At 59.7% G+C, this 22,755-nt stretch carries 14 protein-coding genes; 10 read left to right on the top strand and 4 right to left on the bottom strand.

The window, feature by feature from the left end; genetic code table 11:
* Genes AB3X39_RS05350 through asnB form a run of 5 tightly spaced genes read left to right on the top strand, consistent with a single transcriptional unit; the run spans window position 1 to window position 6,432 of the window.
* Window positions 1-951 (top strand): glycosyltransferase family 2 protein, encoded by a 951-nt coding sequence (locus AB3X39_RS05350; RefSeq protein WP_369416325.1) that lies wholly within the window; start codon window positions 1-3, stop codon window positions 949-951.
* A 3-nt stretch (window positions 952-954) separates the two neighbouring features.
* Window positions 955-2,163: a hypothetical protein gene (locus AB3X39_RS05345; protein ID WP_369416324.1), complete on the top strand. Its 1,209-nt coding sequence runs from the start codon at window positions 955-957 to the stop codon at window positions 2,161-2,163.
* Window positions 2,163-3,296 carry a glycosyltransferase family 4 protein gene (locus AB3X39_RS05340; protein ID WP_369416323.1) on the top strand — a complete coding sequence of 378 codons (1,134 nt, stop codon included), beginning with the start codon at window positions 2,163-2,165 and terminating at the stop codon, window positions 3,294-3,296. The genes AB3X39_RS05345 and AB3X39_RS05340 overlap by 1 nt, the downstream gene beginning before the upstream one ends.
* A complete protein-coding gene (locus tag AB3X39_RS05335; RefSeq protein ID WP_369416322.1) occupies window positions 3,239-4,438 on the top strand; it encodes a glycosyltransferase family 4 protein in 1,200 nt (399 codons plus the stop codon). The genes AB3X39_RS05340 and AB3X39_RS05335 overlap by 58 nt, the downstream gene beginning before the upstream one ends.
* Window positions 4,438-6,432, top strand: coding sequence for an asparagine synthase (glutamine-hydrolyzing) (gene asnB, locus AB3X39_RS05330; RefSeq protein ID WP_369416321.1), 1,995 nt, complete (start codon window positions 4,438-4,440; stop codon window positions 6,430-6,432). Before AB3X39_RS05335 ends, asnB begins: the two co-directional genes overlap by 1 nt.
* A 22-nt stretch (window positions 6,433-6,454) precedes the next feature.
* On the opposite strand, the gene AB3X39_RS05325 is transcribed toward asnB, so the two are convergent.
* Window positions 6,455-10,051, bottom strand: coding sequence for a two-partner secretion domain-containing protein (locus AB3X39_RS05325; RefSeq protein ID WP_369416320.1), 3,597 nt, complete (start codon window positions 10,049-10,051; stop codon window positions 6,455-6,457).
* 104 nt (window positions 10,052-10,155) lie between these two features.
* On the opposite strand from AB3X39_RS05325, the gene AB3X39_RS05320 reads away from it, so the two are divergent.
* Window positions 10,156-11,289, top strand: coding sequence for a glycosyltransferase family 4 protein (locus AB3X39_RS05320; protein WP_369416319.1), 1,134 nt, complete (start codon window positions 10,156-10,158; stop codon window positions 11,287-11,289).
* Between the two features lie 142 nt (window positions 11,290-11,431).
* Here AB3X39_RS05320 and AB3X39_RS05315 read toward each other — a convergent pair whose 3' ends face one another.
* The 3 genes from AB3X39_RS05315 to AB3X39_RS05305 are packed head-to-tail and all read right to left on the bottom strand — an operon-like array spanning window position 11,432 to window position 16,041.
* Window positions 11,432-12,598 carry a GNVR domain-containing protein gene (locus AB3X39_RS05315; RefSeq protein WP_369416318.1) on the bottom strand — a complete coding sequence of 389 codons (1,167 nt, stop codon included), beginning with the start codon at window positions 12,596-12,598 and terminating at the stop codon, window positions 11,432-11,434.
* Window positions 12,595-15,018 carry a polysaccharide biosynthesis/export family protein gene (locus tag AB3X39_RS05310; RefSeq protein WP_369416317.1) on the bottom strand — a complete coding sequence of 808 codons (2,424 nt, stop codon included), beginning with the start codon at window positions 15,016-15,018 and terminating at the stop codon, window positions 12,595-12,597. The genes AB3X39_RS05315 and AB3X39_RS05310 overlap by 4 nt, the downstream gene beginning before the upstream one ends.
* Before the next feature lie 57 nt (window positions 15,019-15,075).
* Window positions 15,076-16,041, bottom strand: coding sequence for a porin (locus AB3X39_RS05305; protein WP_172632736.1), 966 nt, complete (start codon window positions 16,039-16,041; stop codon window positions 15,076-15,078).
* 154 nt (window positions 16,042-16,195) lie between these two features.
* On the opposite strand from AB3X39_RS05305, the gene AB3X39_RS05300 reads away from it, so the two are divergent.
* Genes AB3X39_RS05300 through AB3X39_RS05285 form a run of 4 tightly spaced genes read left to right on the top strand, consistent with a single transcriptional unit; the run spans window position 16,196 to window position 22,740 of the window.
* A complete protein-coding gene (locus AB3X39_RS05300) occupies window positions 16,196-17,221 on the top strand; it encodes a BMP family ABC transporter substrate-binding protein (protein WP_369416316.1) in 1,026 nt (341 codons plus the stop codon).
* 53 nt (window positions 17,222-17,274) lie between these two features.
* A complete protein-coding gene (locus AB3X39_RS05295) occupies window positions 17,275-18,438 on the top strand; it encodes an NAD(P)/FAD-dependent oxidoreductase (protein ID WP_369416315.1) in 1,164 nt (387 codons plus the stop codon).
* Between the two features lie 7 nt (window positions 18,439-18,445).
* On the top strand, window positions 18,446-19,249 hold the full coding sequence (locus AB3X39_RS05290; RefSeq protein ID WP_369416314.1) for a fatty acid desaturase: 804 nt from the start codon (window positions 18,446-18,448) through the stop codon (window positions 19,247-19,249).
* Window positions 19,246-22,740: an AAA family ATPase gene (locus AB3X39_RS05285; RefSeq protein ID WP_369416313.1), complete on the top strand. Its 3,495-nt coding sequence runs from the start codon at window positions 19,246-19,248 to the stop codon at window positions 22,738-22,740. The genes AB3X39_RS05290 and AB3X39_RS05285 overlap by 4 nt, the downstream gene beginning before the upstream one ends.
* Window positions 22,741-22,755 lie beyond the last annotated feature (15 nt).

Raw genomic sequence — 22,755 nt, 5'->3', positions numbered from 1 at the left:
ATGACCACCACGACACCTTCATCCCCAGAAAACCCTCGCCCGAAGGTTTCGGTGTGCGTGGTGACGTATAACCAAGAAAAATACATCGCCCAATGTCTGCAAAGTTTGGTTGATCAGGAAACAGATTTCCCATTTGAAATCATTGTGGGGGATGATTGTTCAACAGATAGTACTCGCGCCATTGTGAGCGACTTCGCCACTCAATACCCAAATATTATTCGCCCAGTTCTTCGAGAAAAAAATATTGGGCCAGCAAAAAATTATATTGATGTTCATTCATTAGCTAGAGGTGATTATGTGGCCCATGTAGATGGAGATGATTATGCTTTGCCGGGTAAACTTGCTGCGCAAGTTGCTCTACTAAATAGTTTTCCAGAAGTCGCACTTTCTGTACATGCGGTGGAGGTTGTTGGTCAAAAGAGATGTATTGGGTCATCTGTTGATCTGCCGGAATGGGGTGATATGCGTGCATTACTTAAGTTGGGTACATATTTTGTTAATAGTAGTACTATGTATCGTGCTATTAATGCCTTTGATCATGAGGGCGTTGTCGATATAATTGATTATTGTTCTCATATTGAACAGGCTAGTCGAGGTACTATTCATCTTAATAAAAATTGTTTGGGTGCTTATCGTTGGCATGCTGACGGTGTATCGAAGAGTGAAGCTTATAGATCAAAAATTGAATTGGCATATGGTGCTGCTTTTGATCGTGCAATTGAGTTGGGGGCATCGCTTGCTGATGTAAAAGCTGGTAGATTAATTAGGCATAAATCTTTTGCAATTAGTAGGCTTGTTGCTGGTGATAAAAATGGGTTTTTCCGTTTGATTAGTCTTGGTGGTGGTGATTGGTTTTATGCTACTTGGACGCATAGGGTAATATTCCTGCTTAAATGGTTTTTTGCTACAAAATATGGCGTTGCTTTTGTTAAGCGTCATATTATGGCCTGACCTATGAATTTGAAGTCGAAAAAATTATCTGATCGACTACCTTTGGGTAGAATTGTATTGTTGGCTATAATTATTTTTTGTATTTTATACAATATATCTACAAAATTTAATGAAAGCTTGACGTCTGCTCGGATGGTTATATTTTTCTTGATTGTTTTTTGGGCGGCTGTTGATCGGCGAGGCTTTGATTTAATTGATTGGCGATTGCTGCTTATATTTTTGCCGGTACCTTATGTTTTCGTTCAATTTGCGATTGTTCATGATTTTGGTCAATTGAGTAGATTTATGCATTTGTACTTATATTCTTTTGTTGGTGCTGCGTTGGTTGCTAGATATGCTGGTCGATTAGATGTTGTTTTGTGGGCGGTGCTTGGAGCTGTTTCTTTGCAGTCGATTATATTGCTATTTTCTTTTGTGAGTATTGAGTATCGTCTATGGGTTGATTCTTATATTGTGTCTGGTGGGAATTTCGGTGCGGATAATATTTATCGCGCACCTGGTTTTACAAGTGATTCAGGTAGTAGTTTGTCTGTTATTCAGTCAATGGGTGTTTTGTCTGGCGGATTCTTGCTTTGGTTTACTAAGGATTGCCGGGATTTTTCTAGGTATTGCATTTTGTTTTTAATGTTGCTTTGTCTGACCTCGTGTGTTGTTGTTGGTCGTACGGGTCTTATATTGTCAGGCTTGTTTTGTTTGATATTTATTCGTGCCGGCCTAGCATGGAGAGAGATATTTATTATTTTTCTCGGTTTGATTCCTATTGTTGGCGGTAGTTTGTGCTATATTAAAGATATGCTTCCGCCTGGTTTTTCTGTTGACTTTTTCCTGGATTGGGCTTTTGGATTTATGTCCGGCAAAGATGTGACTGTTGGTGAATTGTCATCCATGCCTATCGCGCCGCTTGGTTTGGAAACTATGTTTGGGTATGGTCTTGTTAGTGTTGTGGATGGATATAATCCAAGTAATCATGATAGTGGCTTTATTCAGAATTATTATTCTATGGGTTTTGTGGTTGTTGTGTTGTTTTATGCTTTGTACGTATATATTTTGTCGCGATTGCTTAAGTGGTTGCCATATGTTGTTCGTTATTCTTTAATGGGTATCTTCTTTGCTATTGAAGTGAAAGAACCTTTTTTATTTAAGTATGCAATCATGTTTGTACTTGTTGCGTCATACGTTGCAAATGATGAAATGCACAAAAGGTCCAAATAGTGAGAATTCTTTTTCTTATAAGTTCTCTCAGCTCCGGTGGTGCAGAACGTGTGGCGGCCACGCTTTGTAATGCGTGGGCACAGAGGGGGGATGACGTGACGTTGGTGCCAACGTTTTCGGGCGGCGGGAAACCGTTCTATCAGTTGCATCCTAATATTAACTTGATCTATTTGTCAGAGCGGGTTGGGGTTGTTCAAGGTGGGGGCAAAAGGTATGGGGCGCGGTTGAGGGCGCTGCGGCAGATGGTGAAAGAGAAAAAACCAGATGTGGTGATTTCGTTTTTGCCGAATGTGAATATCGCCGCCTTGGCTGCGACCGCTTTTACGGGCGTGCCATGCATCGTTTGCGAGCGCAGTGATCCGTCGATCCAGCCGGTGGGTTGGGTTTGGAAAATGGCGTGCCAGTGGTTGTATCGGCATGCTGATTGGGTCACCGTGCAAACCGAGGCGGTGCAAGCCAGCATCCATCAGGTTTATGGCGGCTTGGAGCGGGTGGCCGTGGTGCCGAATCCCTTGCCCATGGATGTTCTGGGCTGGCAGGCCAACCATTTGGAGCAAGAGAACACCGGCCGCAAAACCCTGCTAAGCCTTGGACGGCTCTCGGAAGAAAAGCAGGTCGGACGGATCATCGAAGCCTTTGCCCAGTTGGTGCCTAAGTTTCCGGACTGGGATCTGGCGATCTACGGCGAAGGGCCACAACGCTCAGAACTCGAAGCGCAGATCGTGCATTTGGGGCTAGGGCAGCGCATTTTTCTGCGCGGCCGTACCCATGCCCCTTGGCAAGTGATGAGCGAGGCCGATGCCTTTGTTATGGCGTCGCGCTTTGAGGGCTTTCCCAATGCGCTGCTCGAAGCCATGGGCGTGGGCTTGCCCTGTGTTAGCACTGATTGCCCCAGCGGCCCATACGAGATGAGTCGCGGCGGGATCGATGCTTTGTTGGTCGGGGTGCATGACCGCGATGCCTTGCGTGCTGCTTTGGCGCAATTGATGGGCGACGCGGCTTTGCGCCACAACTTAGGCCGCCATGCGCGCGCTTCGGTGATTGATCGCTATGCCTTGGAAGCGGTGCTCAACGTTTGGGACGGCTTGTTTGCGACGGTGAGTCGCTCGACACCCACGGTGGTGCAACCTTGAAGGTTGTCCACGTCATCATTGGCTTGGGTCGCGGCGGGGCAGAAATGATGCTCAAGCGGCTGGTGGAAGCCCATCGAGGCAACACGAGTTATCAGCACGAGGTTATCTCGCTCACCACCATGGGCGTCTACGGTGATGTGCTGCAAGCCATGGGGGTGCCGGTGCATCCCTTGGGGTTGCGTAGTGCGCTGGGTGTGCCACGTGCGCTTTGGGCCTTGCAGCGCCTGATCCGTCAGATCCAGCCCGATGTGGTGCAAACGTGGATGTATCACGCCGATCTGTTGGGGGGCTTGGCGGCCAAGATGGCCGGTGGGGTGCCGGTGATCTGGGGCATTCATTCGCTGGACCTGAAACGCAGCGGCTCACACCCAACCCGGGTGGTGCAAAAGCTGTGCGCTTGGAGTTCGTCTTGGCTGCCGAGCCGCATCCTGTGTGTGGCTGAAGCCTCACGCCGTGTGCATGTGGCGCTGGGCTATGACGCAGCGCGCATCACCGTGATGCCGAATGGTTTTGACGCCGATGTCGCACCGATTGCCGCAGAGGCCGCTGCCTTGCGCGCTGAGCTGGGCATAACGGCGGGCCAGGTGCTGATCGGCTGTGTCGGGCGTTTTAACCCCGCCAAAGATCACCGCAATTTTGTCCAAGCTGCCGCGCGGGTGGCCGAGTGTCGGCCCGAGGCGCGCTTTCTGATGGTGGGTGCTGGGCTTGACTCCGACAACGCTGTTTTGGGCGCTTGGATTGCGGCCACCGGGTGCGCGGAGCGTTTTGTGTTGCTCGGTGAACGCAGCGATGTGCCGCGCTTGCTGGCGGCGATGGATGTGTTTTGTTCTTCTTCGCGCACCGAAGCTTTCCCCCTCGTGGTGGGCGAGGCCATGGTGATGGCGCGTCCCAGTGTGGTCACCGATGTGGGCGATACCGCCTTGCTGGTGGGTGATACCGCACGGGTCGTCGAACGCGAAAACCCGCAAGTCTTGGCGCAAGGTTTGCTCGATCTACTGGCGATGAGTGCCGATGACCGCGCTGCTTTCGGTGGCCGAGCGCATGCTCGGGTGAAGCGCGAGTTTTCAATGCGTCGGGCGCGTGAGCGCACTGAAGCGGTGTACGCCCAAGTTGTGGCGTCAACCAAGAAGGGATCAACCTGATGTGCGGATTGACAGGTTTTTTGTCCTTGGGCGATATCGGGCCTCGTCTAGATGCTGAAGCGTTGCTGCGGCGGATGGCGGGGGCGTTGCGGCATCGGGGGCCGGACAGTGCCGGGGTGTGGTCGGATCGGGAGGCGGGCATCGGCTTGGGGCACCGGCGCTTGGCGATTGTCGATGTGAGCGAGGCCGGGCATCAGCCGATGACGTCCGTGAGCGGGCGCTATGTGATCGCTTTCAACGGCGAGATCTACAACCACACCCAACTGCGTGCTGAGCTGGCGCAGCTGGGGCGTTCACCCGCTTGGCGCGGGCATTCGGACACCGAAACCTTGTTGGCCGGCTTCGAGACATGGGGCTTGGAGGCGACCTTGAAGCGCGCTGTGGGCATGTTTGCCATCGCGCTTTGGGATCGCCAAGAGCGCACCCTGAGCTTGGCGCGCGACCGCATGGGTGAGAAGCCGCTTTACTGGGGTTGGCAGGGCGGGGTGGGCGGCCACGCGCGCACCTTGTTGTTTGGCTCAGAACTCAAGGCGCTGCGCGCTCACCCGGCCTTTGCGGCGGTGGTGGACCGCGACGCGCTTGCGCTGCTGCTGCGTCACAACTACATCGGTGCGCCGCATGCCATTTATCAAGGCATCCACAAACTGGAGCCGGGCTGCTGGTTGCAGGTGTCGCAGGCGCAGCCTGAGCCGCAGATCCACGCTTACTGGTCGGCGCTTGAGGTGGCGTTGAAGGGGCATGCCGAGCCCTTTGTGGGGAGCGAAAACGACGCGGTAGATCGCTTGGAAGCGCTGCTCAAAGACGCCGTGGGCCAGCAGATGATGGCTGATGTGCCGCTGGGGGCTTTTTTGTCGGGCGGCATCGATTCCTCCGCTGTGGTTGCCTTGATGCAGGCGCAATCGAGCCGCCCGGTCAAAACCTTCACCATCGGTTTTCATGAGCCGGGTTACAACGAAGCTGAGCACGCCAAAGCGGTGGCGCAGCACTTGGGCACCGAACACACCGAGCTCTACATCGAGCCCGCGCAGGCTTTGGCGGTGATCCCCGATCTGCCCAAGCTCTATGACGAACCGTTTTCCGATTCGTCACAGATCCCGACTTTTCTGGTCTCGCAACTGGCGCGCCAGCACGTCACGGTGTCGCTCTCGGGCGACGGCGGTGATGAGCTGTTTTGCGGCTACGAGCGCTATCGCTTGGCGCACAAACTCTGGCATCGCATCTCCAAGGTGCCCCGGCCGCTGCGCCATCTGGCTTGCTCGGCGTTGCAGCTGCTCTCGCCCGATCAGTGGAACCGCTTGATTGACGTGGTGGAGTCGGCCCTGCCGGCCAAGCGTCGGCACCCGATTTTGGGCGACAAGATCTACAAGGGCGCGGGTTTGCTGGGCAGTGCGCACTTCAGTGATCTGTACCGGGGGCTGATCAGCCACTGGCCGGATCCGGCCAAGGTGGTGCTGGGTTCAAGCGAGCCGACCACCATCTTGAGCGAATGCTCGGCCAGCTTGATGCCGGGCTTGAGCGAGGTCGAACGCATGATGGTGCTCGATCAGCTCAGCTATTTGCCGGGCGACATCTTGACCAAGGTGGACCGCGCGGCGATGGGCGTGTCGCTCGAATCACGCGTGCCGATGCTCGATCACCGCGTGGTTGAGTTTGCCGCTTGCTTGCCGCAGGGGCTGAAGCTGCATGACGGCGTGACCAAGTGGCCGCTGCGCCAAGTGCTCTATCGCCATGTGCCCCAAGCCTTGATCGACCGCCCGAAGATGGGCTTTGCCATCCCGCTCAAGGGTTGGCTGCGCGCCCCCCTCAAAGACTGGGCCGAAGCCTTGCTGGACCCGGCCCGCTTGGCGCGCGAAGGCTACTTTGACGCGGCCGCAGTGCGGCGCAAGTGGGACGACCATGTCCACGGTCGGCGCGATTGGCAGGCGCATGTGTGGGACGTGCTGATGTTCCAAGCTTGGCTGGATGAGCAAGCGCGCAAGGACCACTTGCCTTGACGGGGCAAGTCGGGCAAGCCCGTCAAGTTTTCAGGGGCCGCCAGCGCCGCCACAGCGCCAAGGCCCGTGGGCGCAGATAAGCCAGCACCAGCCCAGCCGGATTGATCACATGGTGAATCGGGTTGCTGGGGCTGAGCAGCATCTTGGCCAAGCGTTGCACCCCTTGTTTGAGCACAAAGCGCACGCCCCGGATCAAGACGTTTTTGCCCAAAACGCTGATCAAGCTGTTGGTCGCCACGGCGGCGCCGGAGCCGAGCAGACCAGCGCCAGCGGCCGTGACCCCGACAGCGGCAGCCAGTCCGGCAGCGGCCACCTTTTCTGGGTGGCTCATGGTGTTGGCAAAGCTCTTCAAGCTGCTCAAGGTGGAGGGCTTCTCGGGCCCGGCGGCGTGACCGTTTGGCGGCGCAGCGGTGTTGGTTTGCGGGTGGGCGAGGTTGGGCGCGATCGAGATGCCCGCTGCATTGGCGCTCTCCACCTGCTTCAAGGCCGCCGCCATGTCCGCTGAAATGACGGGCAAGCTGGCAGTGCTGGGCGGCCGTGAGATGGGGTGGAGCGAGTCCAGCGCGGCAGTGATGGGCCGCTGGGGCGCTTGGGGCACGGGGGGTGGGGCAGTGTGAGCAGCTGCGCTGGTCGCTGATCCACTTGATCCGCCTGATCCAGCGCTGGACCCGGTGGTTGATTCGGTGCTGCTGCGCTCCTCAATCACCGTACCACCTTGATCGGTGCTTTGGCTCTGGGTGCTCGTGCTCATGGCGAAGGAACGGTTGGACGGCAGCATCACGCCGATGCAGCCCCGGTCGCCAAAGCACTGCAAATTGGCGCCGCCATGGCTGATCACCAGATACGAACCATCAGCCAGGGGCCAGACACTGTGGCCCAGTTGCTCCGCCGGGTTGCCGATCAACGAGTTGGCGCTGGAGAGCTGCCCCACTGAGCCGGTCGCACCGTTGCCCCAAGTGACCGCCCCTTCGTAGTTGGCGCCCCAGTCCGGGCTGCTGACCACGTAGTTGCCGTGAGCCAAGGCGATCACACCACCGCTGCTGACGCGATCGCCCGGCATCGAGCCGAGCATCGAATTGGTGCTTGAGATGCTGCCGACCAAGCCGGTGGCACCGTTGCCCCAAGTGGCCGCACCTTCACGGTTGGATCCCCAATCCGGGCTGCTGACGACATAGTTGCCACGGGTCAAGGGGACCACACCGCCACTGCCGATCCGGTCACCCGCTTGGCTGCCGATGAGCGAGTTGCTGGCGTCGATGGCGTTGATCCGGGTGCTTTGCGGCCCGATCCACGTCACCGCGCCCATGCCGTTGGACCACTCGGGGCTGGCGATCACGAAAGCGTTGTTGTTGGGTGCGGAGAGTCGTGTCAGACCGCCGCTGCCGAGATGGTCGGATGGGGCACCGATGAGCGAATTGCTGCTGCTGACCGTGCCCGCCAAGCCGGTGGCACCGTTGCCCCACGTGATCGCGCCCTCATAGTTGGGGCCCCAATCGGGACTGGCGACCACGTAGTCGCCGTTGGCCAAGGCAATCACGCCGCCGCTGCCGACTTTGTCGTTCGAGATCGAGCCGATGAGTGAGTTGGCGCTGGAGACGGTGCCAACCAAGCCGGTGGCGCCGTTGCCCCAAGTGACGGCACCTTCGTAGTTCGGCCCCCATTCGGGGCTGCTGATCACGTAGTTGCCGTTGACCAAGGCGATCACCCCTCGGCTGCCGAGTCGATCCAAGTTGCCGCCCACGAGCGAGTTGCTGCTTGAAATCAGGCCCACCAAGCCGCCCGCACCGCTGCCCCAGGTCACGGCCCCTTGATAGTTGGTGCCCCAGTCGGGGCTGACCACCAGGTAGTTGCCGTTGGTCAGGGCGATCACGCCACCTTTGCCAACGCGGTCGCCGGCAATCTCCCCGACCAGCGAGTTGGTGCTGGAGACGGTGCCGACCAAGCCGGTGGCACCGTCGCCCCAGGTCACCGCGCCTTCATAGGCTGGGCCCCAATCCGGGCTGCTGACCACGTAGTTGCCATGGGTCAGCGCGACCACCCCGCCGCTGCCAACGCGGTCGCCGCTTTGGGCGCCGATGAGCGCATGGTCAGCGGTGATGGCTTGGGCGCCGCTTGAGCCGACCCACGTCACGGCGCCCAAACCCCCGGACCACTCGGGGCTGGCGATGACAAAAGCGTTGGTGCTGGTGGTGCTGTTGCTGGTGCCCGACAGGCCCGACAGCGGCGTGATGCCGCCGCTGCCGACGTGATCCTTGGGATGCAGGCCGTAGAACACCGAGCTGAGATGGCCTTGGGGGTCCAGTTGAAGCACGGCGCCGCCAGCATCCGCGCCGAGCGAATCTTGAGCCAGCGGGTAGAGGGTGCTGCCGTCGGCAAGGGTGGTGGGTTGACTGAGAACCCAATCCAGACTGCGGTGATTGATGGCGCTGAGCTTGTTGGTGAGCGTGCCGCCGGCTGCATGGTTGTTGCCGGCGATGTCGGCCAACGCGCTGCCGCTGAACGTGATCGAACCACCGCCGGCCGGGCCGTCAGCGTTGATCTGGCTGCTGAGGGTTTGCAAAATCGCGCTGCTGGTGGCGTCGAGTTGCACCGTGCCGCCTTGGCCCACCGTGCCGTGGGCGTCGATCAAACCGTCTTGAATGATGCTGCGTCCGGCTTGGACCAAAACCTTGCCGCCATGCAGCCCCGAGACGTCGATGCTCCCCGAGGCTTGGACGACATCGGCGCTCAATTCAAGCGTGCCGTCTGAGGTGGCGCTCAACCCCCGGGCTTGGATCACACCGTGGGTGTTGACAAAGGCGCTGGTCAGCGCCAACGAGGATGGCGCAGCGGCGGCGCGCAGCTGAATCAGGCCGTTGTCGGCTTGCAGGGTGCCGCTGTTGTCGGTCAGGGCCTCAAGCGCACCAGTGTTGATCACCGCCTGGATCAGGCCGGTGGATCCGATATTGAGCGTGATATCGCTGCCGGAGATCAGCGCCGCCGTGCCGTTGTTGGCCTGAATCTGGCCGCTGTTGCTGGTTTGGCCGCCGAGCAAGACAACATAGTTGCCGCTGGCGCTGTCGGTGACCAGGGTGCCGGCGTTGCTGACGCTGGCCGCTTGGTTGGAGCCGAGGGTGTCTTGGGCATGGAGCCGCCCAGCGTTGAAATCGGCGTCGAGGATGTCCAGCGATGAAGCCAGCAAGCCGTGCGCGTTGACTTGGGCGCTGGCGCTGAAAAGGATGCCGTTCGGGTTGATCAAAAAGACTTGGCCGTTGGCCTGCATCCGCCCGTCGATCTGGCTGCCGCCGCTGCCGATGACCCGGTTCAGCGTCACGGCGTTGGCGTCGGGCTGCTGGAACGTCACACTGGCTTGGCTGCCGATGTTGAAGCTGCCCCACGTGATGATCGCCCGGGGGCTGGTTTGGGTGATCACCAAGTTGGCGCCGCCTGCGGCCACGGGTTGCAAGGCGGCGGCGCCCGCGATCACCGCGCCTTGGGTCGGCAGGCTGGTGGGCGCAAGGCTGCTGGGCAAAGCCCAAACCCCCGGATGACCACTGCCGAGGCCGCAGGCAAGCGCTGCGGCGCGCGCGATGCTGCTGAGGCGAAAGACCTTCGGGTTCCAACAATCGGGGGGAAACATATCGGTGACCGTTACGATGCGCGTTCTTTTTTGTACCCAGTAGGCAGTTTAAAGATGTCCCACGCCCATGCTTGGACCTGTTTTGTCATCGTTGGCTTAACAGCATGAAGATCGCCATCGTGGCCAACACAGCTTGGTACGTGGCCAACTTCCGCCTCAACCTGATGCGGGCGCTGCGCCATGCCGGGCATGAGGTGGTGGCGATCGCTCCGCCAGATGCGGCGCACGCGCATGACAGTGCGCGCATCACCGCTGCGGGCTTCAAGCACTGCGTCTGGCCGCTGTCTGGCCGGGGCAAAAATCCGGTTGCTGAATTGGGCGCAGTGCTGGGTCTGCGGCGCTGGTTGCACGAGGAGGGGGTTGATTTGGTGCTGTCCTACACCCCCAAGGGCAACATCTACAGCGCCTTGGCCCGCTCGTGTTTGCCGTGCCGGCAGATCGCCAATGTTTCAGGCTTGGGCAGTTCGTTCATCGCCAGCAATTTGCTCACCAAGCTGGTGCAAGCCTTGTATCGCCTGACCTTTGCGCGCATCGACTGGGTGTTTTTTCAGAACGAGGACGACCGGCAGATTTTTCTCCAAGCTGGCTTGGTGTCTGAGGCCAAGAGTGAGCGCATTCCGGGCTCAGGCGTCGATTTGCAGCACTTTCAGCCCACACCGTTGCCGGCGGTTGCCCCGGCTGCGGGCAGTCCCGAGCCACGCACCTTCTTGCTGATCGCTCGGTTACTGGGTGACAAAGGCGTGCGCGAATTTGTCGAAGCTGCGCGCATGGTGCGCGAAGAGTTGCCGCAGATGCGCTTTCAGCTGCTGGGTTTGGCGGCGGCCGACAACCCGACGGCGATCCGCGCTGAAGAATTGAGCGCGTGGTTGGCCGAGGGGGTGGTGAGCTATTTGGGCCATCACGGCGATGTGCGGCCTTTCATTGCTGAGGCGCATTGCGTGGTGCTGCCGTCCTACCGCGAGGGTGTGCCGCGCACTTTGCTCGAAGCTGGCGCCATGGGTCGCCCCCTGATCGCCGCCAACGTGCCCGGCTGCCGCGACACCATCACGCCCGGCCGCAACGGCTGGCTCTGCCCGGCCCGCGACGCCGGTGCCCTGGCCGATGCCCTGACCCGCATGGCCCTGCTGCCGCGCACGGCGCTGGACGCCATGGGCGCGCACTCTGCGTTCAAGATGCAGCGCGAGTTCTCGGAAGAACAGGTGATTGAGCGCTATCTGGAGCGGGTGGGACGGGTTTGAAGCATCCCATGCGCGGCGCCACCACACCCCCGTTCGCCCTCAGCTTGTCGAAGGGCCGTGTTGTGCCCCACGCTGGCTTCGACAAGCTCAGCTCGAACGGGGGGGCGGCATGGGGTGTCGCAAAGTTATCGCGTTGACCCAATCAAGAGGGACGTCGCCAACGCAGCTTTTTCAGCTTCTCGGCAAACACCGGGTCGCGTTCCCGGGCGTTGCGCAGGGCTTGGCGGATCAGGACGAAAGCGGTGCCGAGGATCAGGCTCAGCACACCGGCCAGCACCGTCATCATGCCGCGCTTGGGGCTGGACTTCCATTCGGGCAGGGTGGCTTTGTCCACCACTTGGATGATGGCGCCGTCCTTGGCTTCGTCGGCCTTGGCCATTTCGAATTGGCGGGCCAGCAGCTCGAAGAGGGTTTCTTGGTACTTGAACTCGCGAAAACGGGCGACGTATTGCGAGCCTGAACCTTGGGCGCTCTTGGGGTCGTTTTGTTCGGCTTTGGCCAATTGGCTGCGGACGGAGGTCAGCTCCAACTGGGCTTGTTTCAGATCGGGGCTGTCGGTGGTGAATTGACCGCGCATCACGGCAACTTTGACTTCAGCGGCGGCCACTTGGGCCTTGATCTGGGCGAGCACGGCCACCGCAGCATCCGGGCTGGTTTTGAGCACGCTCTCGCTCACCCCGCTTTGGCGCAGGGCCACTTCAGCTTTGATCAGCTGCTCTTTCGCCTCTTTCAACTGGATTTCGAAGAAAAGGCGTCGTTGCCCAGCTTCGGTCACCGCCAAGGTTTTGCTGAGTTTTTGCAGCTCGTCGATGTAGGCATCAGCCATGGCCATGGCGGTGGCTGGGTCGTGATCCTCGACGCTGATGCTGATCAGACCGTCTTTGCCGGACTTGATTTGGGTCAGGCCCTCCAGCGTTTGGCGGGCTTGGAACTGGTACTTGCTTTCATAGCGCTCGCGCAGATGAAAGCGCGCCACCATGCCGTCTTGCACGGTGCGGCTTTTGAGTAAACCGATCCATTGATCCGCTGGATTTTTCAGCCCGGCGATGGCTCCGGCGGCCCCGCCGAGACCACCGCCGCCCAGCGAGCCGAGCAGCGCCGCTGCCCCGCTTTGGGGTTGCTGGGGCAACATGATCTGGGTGGTGGCGGCAAATTTCGGCGTAATCAGGAAGCTCAGGCCCAGCACCAGCACGGCCACGCCCAGCGGCATGCCCAGCACGATGTTGCGGTGTTCAAGCAAGACCAAAGCAAGGTCCAGCAGGGAGACCTCTTCGTGGGTCTCTTGGTCTTGGATACGCTCGTCGCTCATAGTCTCAGGGTGTGGATGGCCGCTGCGGTCAGACCAAACTGGTAGAAGATCTGGCTCCAGTCCTTCAGGCCGCGAACCAAGGTGGTCCAGAACGTTTCACGATCGGTCTTTTCAGGCACGACCACCGTGTCGCCGGGCATGAGTTTCAGGTTGTCGAGTGAGCTATCCAACCAGCCACGGTGAGCATGGTTGTGTTCGACCGAACCATCCGCTCGCACGACAAAAAGGCCGGCTTCATTGGCATCGGGTTCGACACCCGCCACATTCAGGTAGTCGCGGAGTCGCTTGCCATCACGCCATAGCAGACCATTGGTGTTGGCCACCGCCCCCACCACCAAAACGAAGCCGGGGCGGTGAGGGATGTAGATGCGGTCGCCATCTTCGAGCGGGATATCGGGCAAATCGTTCAGTGTGTTGGTGGTGGGGTCGAGTTCAAGGGCGATACGACCGGTCGATTTGATGCTTCGCAAGCGGGAGATCTGTGCTTTGCGGGCCTCAGCGTGGGCCGCACGCAACTGCATGGCGGTTTGGGCATCGCTGGTCACGAGGTTGGCGGCTTGGTCGGCACCGGCACTGGCCAATTGATTTTCCAGCCGGTTCACCGCTTCGTTGAGGGCGGCTTGTTGCGTGGCTTTGGTGGTGGCGCGGTTGAATTCGGTGCCAAAGACGTAGGCTTCGGGGGTCATGCCGCCCACGCGGGTGATCAAGCTGCGCAGCGATTCGCCCGGACGGACTTGGTAGATGCCCGGGGCTTGGACTTCACCCTCTACCCGAACCAAGCGGGTGCGCCGGCTGATCGGGTTGCTGACATCGTTGATGCCAAAGATGGTGACCACATCACCGGGTTGCAGCACCAAATCGTGCTCCGGGTCGTGTTTGATCACCGCCTTGCCCAGATTGAAGGGCAGCACTTGCATGGTCAGGTCGTCGCGGTTCAGGCGCTCAACGACCGCGTATTCCCAGTTCGGCTCATCGACGATGTTGCGCACATCGTGTTCGACGTTGACTTGGTTGACATCCACGGCAGCAGCAGCTTGGGTGGTGGGTGCTGCAAATTGCACCAAGCGGTTCTTGCGCTGGTAGTAGTCCGGGGTGATCAGCGCTTCGCGGTCCGGGATCAGCTGGCTGATGCGCATGCCAGCGGTATAGGGATAGCGCAAGGGCGCTGCGACCGTGCCGCGCAGCGTGATGGCGTTGCCAAAAGCCGGGGCCAAACCGAACAGGGTCAACATGTCACCGTCGCGCAACAGGGCGGCCTCAGCGCTTTGATCGTCAAGCTTCAAGGTGTTGACGCTGCGCGGGGACTTGGTGTTGAGCGAGTCCACCCGCTCAAGCAAGGCGGTGGGGCGATTGACAGAAATCCGGCTCAGGCCGGCGTAACGCAACACCGTGGCCGCAGACTCGGTGCTGCCTTTGAGTTCAAAGATGGCGGGGTTATCCAGCGAGCCGAGCAAGGCAATTTGTGGGCCCTTGGGCAAGAACACCACGGTGTCGCCGCTTTGCAGACGGACATCTTGGGTTTTGTCGCCGTTGAGGATGAAGTCGTACAGATCCAGTTCGCTCACCACCTGAGCGTTGCGCTTGAGTTGGATATGCCGCAGGCTGCCGTTGGTGTTGGGGCCGCCGCTGGCGAAGATGGCGTTGATGAGGGTCGAGAGACTGCTGACGGTGTAGCTGCCGGGTTTGCGCGCTTGGCCGACCACAAAGATCTGCATGCTGCGCAACTGGCCCAAGGTCACATTGAGGCTGAAATTGCGAAACACCCGCCCGATTTGGCTGCGCAGAACGGTTTCAGCCTCGCTGACCTTGACCCCCGCCATGGTGATGGCACCGACGCGGGGCAGGTTGATCAAGCCGTTGCGATCCACCGTGACGCGCAGATCCACATCGATGCTGCCCCAGACCCGCACAAACAGCTCATCGCCGGGGCCGAGAACGTAGTCCGCCGGGACGGGGATGCGTTCACTGGGCGCGAAGGTGCGCTCAGTTTGCATAAAGTAGCTCTGCCCGAACACCCCCAGCCGACTGCCCGTGGCACTGAAGACGAAGCGCTGAAATTCGTTATCGGGGAGGGCATCGTGGGCGCTGATCAGTGGGACCTCCGCCTTGTTGGGGTCTTGGGGCGGATTGTTCGGATCGTTGCTGGGGGGGTGTGGCGACTGACCCGCATTGGGGTCGATGCTGAGCATCCGTTGAATCGTCGCCGGACTGATGGTGTTGGGGTTGAGGGTGCCTTGAGGCAGCGGTACTGTGCGGGGGCTCAGAGGCTGCGTGGCATTACCAAGCTGTTGGGCTTGCTGAAGTTGTTGCAGCGCCTGCAACGTGCTGCTCGCATCGGCCGTTTGGGCACCAACCGGTTGAACTGAGGCGTAGCACAGGGCGACGAGGGAGAAACAAGCGACGCGGCGCAGCAATTTCATGCGAATGGGCGAACAAGAATGAGGTGCGATTGTGCACAATTTGATACGAATGCGGCATTAAAAAAGGTGTCGCAAACCCACCGCCAAGCTGTGACCCGCTGCCAAGCCTGTGCGTTGATCGCGTTGGATCACGCCGTACAGCGTGGTGCGCTGGCTCACGTCATGGGTGTCGCCCAAACGCAGCGTGCTGGCTTGGCTACGGTCTGTGTTCAGATCAGCGTGGTTCCATGCGAGCAAGAGGGTGTGGTTGAGGCCCATGGGGAGCGCCAGACTCATGTCCACCACCTTCGTGAGTGAGCCCTGAGCACGGTCGTCAATGCTAGCGGCTTGGGCGTAAAACTGGATCGGCCCAGCGTCGTAGCTCAGCCCCAAACTGCCGGTGCTTTCTTTCTGGCCCCCCAAGCCGACTTGAACGTCTTGCCACGCTGCATTGATTTTGAAGGGCCCCGAAGGGGTGTAGTCCAAGTTGACACCGAGATTGCGGTGGCCGTTGCCCTCAGGGGCTGCGCTTTGTAGGGCAAAGATCCAGTGGCCTTGGGGCCGGCCCACGTAGCTCAGGGCGTTGCTCCACGCCGTGTCACCGTCGATGTGTGCCATCGATCCTCGGGGGTCTGACCAAGCCAGGGACAGCGTGGGGGCATCGCCCAAGCGGGCGCTGAAGCTGTTGAAGGGGCGTGAGTGCGTGAACATCAGATTGGGTACGCGGCCAAGGAGGACCGTGCCAAATGAGCCGGCAAAGCCCACATTCGCCGCCCGTGACCACGCGCCGTCGTTCGGGGTATCGGTCCAGCGACCTGATTCACCGCTGTCCAGTCTCAAGAATCCTTCCAAGTTGAACAGGACCTTGGCGCCACTGTCCAAGGCCTCTTCACCCTTCAAGCCGATGAAGCTGGTGTGCATGGCTCCGCTTTGAACTTGGCTCAGGCGTGCGCTGCCAGCGGCTTGAAACGATCCCACGGCCACATCGAGCGTGCCGTAGAGCGCATAAACCGGTTGCGCTTGTGCGATCGTGTTCAAGGCCATGGCCAAAAAAACCAGTGTGGCAAGACTTCGAAGGGCAGGGGGGCGGCAACAGGACATGACAACTCCGGACGTTTGAGGCGCGTGATAATCGCACGGTCCTTGTTGTGCCCCTTCATCCGCCGCGACGTACCGGGTTTGTTCAGAAAGGTCCGCCATGAACCCTTGGCTTCAGTTCGTAGGATCGGTGTTGGTGGTTGGCATGGCCGGCTGCCGCCCTTCCGAGGTGTCACCGACGCAACCCGCGCCGCTCAAAGTGGCTTTTCTTTATGCCGATGCGCATGCTGATCTTGCCCGTGAAGCGATCGTTGCTGAGTTTGGTGCCCGCATCCAAGTCCAAGCTGCGGAGCAACTTCGGGATGAAGTTCAAACCGAAGAGTCGTTACGTACCTTCGTGAACGAGGGCTACGGCCTGATTTTCAGCATGGCCGAACGAAGTTCTGGATCCATGGCGGCCACACGTCATGTGGCAGCGGATGCGCAAACTGTTCACTTCGAGCAATGGGGCGGGCCCCGAAGCACCGCCAACCTGCGTGTTTTTGAGGCCAGAACCTACGAAGGTGCTTATCTGGCGGGGGTGGTGGCTGGCACCTTGAGTCAGACCCACACCTTGGGCGTGGATATGCCGATCCTGTCGTCGAGTTTGGAAGGGGTGCGCATCGTCAATGCCTTCACGCTCGGGGCGCAATCGGTTGAGCCCAAAAGCATCACGCGTGTGGCCTGGGGCGACCGGGGTTGGGACCGGGATGGTGGGGTCGATATGGTGTTGCGCAGCACCGATGGCGTGTCGTTGCAGTTGAATTTGAATCCGTTGGGCACGCGGGGTGAGCCCTTGATCACCTTTGAGGTCCATTGGGCACCGTACTACCGCCAAGCCATTCAGGCCGCCTTGGCCCAGACATGGGTTTCCGGAGATCTATGGTGGGGTTTGAGAGAGGACGTTGTGGTCTTGGCTTCGATGTCCCCCGCCATTGCGCCGCCTCTGCGAGCCCACGTCGAGCGTGTTCGCGACGACATCAAAAAGGGCCAGATGGTGATTTGGCGTGGTCCTCTGTGGGGGCAAGACGGCAAGCCGGTGCTGCGCCGTGATGAGGTTGCAAGCGATAAATTTCTCTACGGCATGAACTTCTATGTCAAGGGTGTCGAGGGTCGTGCGATGGATTTGTACACGGGTTCGCCCTGATGACGGGCCAGTAGAATCGCCCGCCTTAACCAGACAGCGCAGAAAGAAGACCCGTGGCTCAGATTGCAATCGTTGGCGCAGGCCCTGCAGGTGCGTCGGCCGGATGGCATCTGGCGATGCGCGGACATGCCGTGACATGGTTTGATCGCGCCAACTTTCCACGCGATAAGGTCTGCGGAGACTGGCTGACGCCGATGGCGCTGCACGAACTCGCCCGGCAAGGACTGAATGCTGAGGCCCTTGCGCACCAGGTACCCCACCAAGTCATCATTCGCCAAACCGAATTGGTCGCACCTTCGGGCCGATCAAGCCGTCATCCGCTCGATACACCGGGTCGCTGCATTCCTCGGCGCACGCTTGATCATTTGCTGATGTGCAACGCCCTTCAGGCTGGCTGCACCTTCGTGCGCAAGGATGTCCGTCGGCTTGATCGCCAAGACCCTGCATGGTCGGATTTCGATCACTTGATCGACGCACGCGGCGCCGCGGTCAGCCCCACCAACGCGATGGGGTTGCGGGCGTACTGGACGGTGCCCAAGATTGCGCCTTTTACCGATCGGGCTGCACAGGTATCGCTGATCACCGACCGGCAACACCTGCGTGGTTATGGCTGGGTTTTTCCGGTCGAGAGCACGGATCAGTTCCTGCGCTTCAACATCGGCGTCGGTCTGTGGAAGGGCCGTGAACGTGTGCAAGGTTTGACAGCGGGGCCGACAGTATCCCCACCGAGCGTCACAGCCTTCTTCGAGCGCTTCCTCGACAGCCATCCGATCCCCCGGGCGATCGCCAGGCAGGCCGTCGAGGTTGGCAAGCGTGCTGGCTATCCGCTGTCGCTTGGCCGTCCACAGGCTCAGGTGAGTCGCGACGGGGTCTTTCTGATCGGTGATGCTGCTGGGCTGGCGGACCCGCTGACCGGCGATGGCATTGGCAATGCGCTTGCCAGCGGTCGGAACGTGGCCGAAATCATCGATGCGCAGGAAACCGATCCGCCATCCTCTGCGCTTTCTGGCAAGCAAGATGTCACACAACGTTGGCAGGATCGCTTCGACCGGCATTTCCGCCCCGAATTCCGGCGTGCTGTCGTGCTGCGCAGCATGCTGACGCCCACGATGTCCAAGGAGCTGGCCGCCTGTGTGCTCAATCTTGGCCCACAGCGTCTGCGCAGTGCCATCCACCGGACCTTGTTCGGCCAGACCCCGTATCGTGATTTGTTCTGAGTTGCCGATGAATGCTATCGATGCTGTCCATGCCCGTCGCTACATCCGCTCCACGCTGGGCTGGAGCCTGGTGTTGTATGCGATGCTGCTGTGCGCGCTCGGCGGCTTAGCCCGGTGGCAGCTCTGGCTCATACCGCTGGTCTACGTCCGGTTGGCGCTCGGACTGCACGAGTTGCTGCATGTGTGCTCCGCAGCGCAAGTTCCGGCATTTCACCGCTGGGCACCGATCTTCGACACCCCCTTGGGGCTGGGCTACCGCGAGCTCCGGCTTATTCACCGCCAACATCACCGTTGGAGCAGTGGCGAGCGCGACCCGGAACGGTTTCAGATCGTTGGCAGTCATGCCCAAGCTTTTGTCAATGCTTTGCTGGTGCCTGAGCGGACGTTCCTGCACTGGGTGCTCTGCCATGGAGTGAGTTCACACCAGATCGCTCAGCTGATCCTACGTACGCTGCTCTTTGTCGTCCTAGCGGCCCTGAATCCCACTGTCTTTCTGATGTACTGGGCGATGCTGCGGCTGAGTATCGGAGCGTCAAGCTTCATCTTTCACCACCTGCTTCACGCCCGCGACGGGCAATACGGCACCTTTGCCCTGCCTGCTCCGACCGTTCTTATGACCCTTGGTCGCTGGCTTTTCGGGAATGAACCTATGGACATTCTGATCCGCCATCGCGAGCATCACCTCTGGCCCCGACTCAGAGTCTGGGAGCTGCCTGAACTTCCCCGCCATTTCGTCCTTCCCCCCGGGTTACTGAGCCGATCGTGCGTCGATCAGGCTCATGCCATTGCTCAACGGAAACTCCCCACATGAAGTGCGTCAGCTGTCAGGCCGAGATCATCGACAACGCTAAGTTCTGTTCGGAGTGCGGCGTCAGCCAACGCGTCCAATGCTCGTCTTGCCAAACCATCGTGGCAGTCGGGGCGCGTTTTTGCAGTGAGTGTGGGCTATCGCTTCAAACGGCATCCCACGCTGCATCCCAAGCAGCGAGTCCAGCCCCCTCGCGGGCCACGCCACAACAACCCTCACTTCAGTCGCAGGTTTCCTTGTTGGCACCGCAGCAGCTCAGGGTCGCGACGGGCGAATCCGTGGTGCCCGAGAGACGCCACCTGTCGGTGCTGTTTTGCGATTTGGTCGGCTCGGTCGAGCTGTCGCGCCGTCTCGATCCCGAAGATTTCCGTGATTTGGTGCAGACCTACCGCACCCTCTGTGCTGATGTCGTTGAAAAGAGGCACGGCGGCACGATCGCTCAGTTTCATGGCGACGGGGTGGTGGTCTATTTCGGCTATCCCACGGCCCAAGAAGGCGATGCCCGACGCGCTGTCCAAGCCGGGCTCGACATCATCCAGGAAATCCGCGCGCTTCAAGGTTCGCACCGCCGCCGTGACCACAGTGTCGATCTGGCTGTGCGCATCGCAGTCAATACCGGGTTGACCATCGTTGGCGATCCCGATGGTTTCGCCGGGGTCGGCCGCTTGGCTTTGGGCGACACCCCAAACATCGCGGCTCGGGTTCAGCAGTTGGCTCAGCCCAATACCGTGGTGATCTCGGAATTCACTCAGCGGCTGGTGTCGGGTTACTTTAGGCTGCGTAGCCTAGGCAGCCATCTGCTCAAGGGCATGGACAGGTCGCTCGAATGCTTCGAAGTCGAAGGGGCCAGCGGTGCTCGTCATCGCCTTGAAGCGACAGCGCAGCATCGGCTGGCTCCCTATGTGGGCCGTTCTGCCGCCATCGCATCGTTGGTCAATGCTTGGCTGTCGGCACGCGAATGTCCTGGTCATGCCGTGCTGCTGACCGGTGACCCTGGGGTAGGCAAGTCGCGGCTGTTGTCGGAGTTCAGGCAGTCGATCAACACCAAAATCAGCGCCGAGATCGATACGGAGATCGATACCGAGGCTAGCGCGTTCGATGTCATCGAGTGTTACTGCTCGCCGTACTACGCTGACACGGCGTTGTACCCACTGGTGGCGCCGCTGCGTGCCATGCTGGGCATGGAGCAAGCTCTCACGCCCGCCGAGGCCCTCGCAGCCTTGCGCAGTCATCTGGAACGGTGTGATTGCGACATCAGCACCGCTTTGCCCTTGCTGGCCAAATTGCTGGGCATCCAGGGCGATACCGGCTATTCGGTGCTCGGTATGCATCCGCTGACGCAAAAGCAAAAGATGCTCCATGCGTTGATGACCCTTTTGCTCTCACGAACCCAATCCAAAGCTGTGCTGGTGGTGATCGAAGACCTGCACTGGATGGATGCGACCACGGTTGAGCTTTTGGGCAGCTTGCTGCGGGAGCTGCCTCGCAACCGATTGTTGTTGTTGTTGACCTCTCGCCCCGGTTTTGCGCCAAGCTGGATTCACAACGCTTCGCTGACCTTGCTCCCAGTCAGCCCATTGTCGGCGGCTGATACCGAAATGCTGATCCAGCGCGTGATCGGCTGCCATCAGTTGCCACCTACCGTCGTGTCGTTGCTGATCGAAAAAACCGATGGCAATCCACTCTACGTCGAAGAAATGACACGGATGTTCCTCGATTCGGGCACGCTGCGCGAAGTCTCTGAGGGGCAGTACCAGATCAACGGTCCGTTGCCCGATTCGATCGTGCCAGCTTCGCTCCAAGATTTGCTGATGGCCCGTCTCGATCGCATGCCGCCTGAAGCGCGCAAGGCGCTACAACTTGGCTCGTGTATTGGCCGCGACTGGAGCTTTGAGCAGCTGCATGCGATTTTTCCCGAGGAGGCGTCGATGCTGTCGATGGGCATCGATCAGCTGATCGAGAAGGACATCATTCATGCTTCCGGCAACGCCTACACCATCCGCCATGCCTTGATCCAAGACGCGTCTTACGATTCGATGCTGCGGCGCACCCGGCAGGGCTATCACGCGCAGATCGCTGCCTTTCTCGAAGGGGATAGCCGGTTGTGTGACACCGTACCCGAACGAATCGCCCAGCACTGGGTCAAGGCCGATCAGCCGGTCCGCTCGGTGCCGTTTTGGCTCGAAGCGGGCCGACGCGCTGTTGCATCCTCGGCGATGGTCGAAGCAGAAAATCACTTGCGCAAAGGTTTGGACGCTGCGGCCGCGATAGCCGACGAACAGGAACGCCACCGTACTGAACTGGCGCTGTTGTCCACGCTGGGTGTCGCGTTGACGATGCTCAAAGGTTGGGCTGCGCCTGATGTGGCCGAGGTCTATCAGCGTGCGCAGCAGATTTCCGATCGGGTCGGCTCGACGCCGCAGCTGTTCTGGGTGCTGTGGGGCATTTGGGCGTTCTATTTGGTCAAGAGTGAGCAGCGCAAAGCGATCGAATTTGCCCATCAGATGATGCGTATTGCCGATGCCGAGCGCAGCGACGCCATGCGCTTGGAAGCGCATTTCGCGGTCGGCCTGAGTCAGTACTACATGGGGCAACTCGATTTCGCCCACGAGAACCTCGAAGCCGCTATTGCGATCTACAACCCGGATCAGCATCATCCGCAGGCCTATCTGACGGGGCAAGATGTTGGTGTGTCAGCACGCGCCGTTTCTGCGATGGTGTTGTATCTGCGTGGCTACTCGTCCAACGGTCTGGCACGTGCCCGCGATGCCGTGGAGCTGGCCGACCGGCTGCGCCATCCCTTCAGCCAAGGTTATGCCTTGGGCTGTGCCGCTTGGCTTGACGCCTATGCCCAGAGCCCGGCGTCGATGGCCGAGCACGCTGCCCGCAATATCGACATCTCGACCCAACAGTCCCTCGGGTTTTGGACGATCTGGAGCAACATCTTTGCTGGTCGGGCTTGGGTCTTTGACGGTCAAACTGAAGCTGGGGTCCGTCATATCGAGCAGATGCTACTCACCTACCGAAGTATTGGCAGTGGCATGGTGGTACCGTTCTTCCTGACCATGCTGGCCGAAGTCGAAACACTCGATCGCCATCCAGCCCAAGCACTGGCTCATCTGGCCGAGGCACGACGGGTGATCGAAACGTCCAACGAGTCGTTCATGGCTGCCGAAGTCGAACGGCTTGAAGCGAGCATCCGCTTCCAACAGCTGATGGACGGTCCTGACGGTGATCCACCGCAGCGTCTCCAAGAACTCGACGAGATCTGCGAGTTGTTCGATTTCGCGGCTCGGACGGCACGTCGGCAAGGCAACCGCCTCTTTGCCCTGCGTGCACTGGCCGGCTTGGCGCAGGCCTCAGTCCATGCGGGCCGTGCGATTGAGCCGGTTCGCCAGCGCCTAGCGTCGCTGTTGTCCAGCTACCCTGATCCAACCGTGACAAAGGACCAAGAAATGGCTTTGGCCGTTCTCGCCGCTCTGCCCGAGGCCTGAGTGCCTCGCCACAAT

It is taken from the genome of Leptothrix ochracea, assembly GCF_041083635.1.
Classification (GTDB): Bacteria; Pseudomonadota; Gammaproteobacteria; order Burkholderiales; family Burkholderiaceae_C; genus Sphaerotilus; species Sphaerotilus ochraceus.
The sequence above is the reverse complement of the archived record's forward strand: the minus strand, read 5'-3'. Positions and strand labels throughout refer to the sequence as shown.